Annotated in this window: 1 pseudogene; it reads right to left on the bottom strand. The window is 38.8% G+C overall.

Going from position 1 to position 379, the window contains the following annotated elements:
- Positions 1-379, bottom strand: a pseudogene (locus E0L35_RS26190) (sulfite reductase [NADPH] flavoprotein alpha-component); the annotation flags it as partial.

Genomic DNA, 379 nt, shown 5'->3' with positions numbered 1-379 from the left:
TTCCTCAGCTTGTTCTAAGGACATTTGACCTTCTTTTTGAATAATAGCAAGAAGAGTTTGATGAACATCATGCGCCATATGCTTTTCATCTCCACAAATATAAAGAACAGCTCCTTCTTCCAGCCATTCAAATAGCTCTTTACTATGCTCAAGCATACGGTGCTGAACATATACCTTTTCTGCTTTATCACGAGAAAAAGCAATATTCATTTTCGTTAACACACCATCTTTAAGCCAATTTTGCCATTCTGTTTGATAAAGGAAGTCTGTGACAAAATGCTGGTCTCCAAAGAATAGCCATGATTTTCCTTCTGCTCCTATTTCTTCTCTTTCTTGCAAGAAAGAACGGAATGGTGCAACTCCTGTCCCAGGACCAACC

Source organism: Halomonas sp. ATBC28 (genome assembly GCF_005937175.1).
In the GTDB taxonomy this organism is placed as follows: domain Bacteria; phylum Pseudomonadota; class Gammaproteobacteria; order Pseudomonadales; family Halomonadaceae; genus Vreelandella; species Vreelandella titanicae.
Note: the sequence above shows the minus strand (reverse complement) of the source record. Positions and strands in the feature narration are given on the sequence as shown.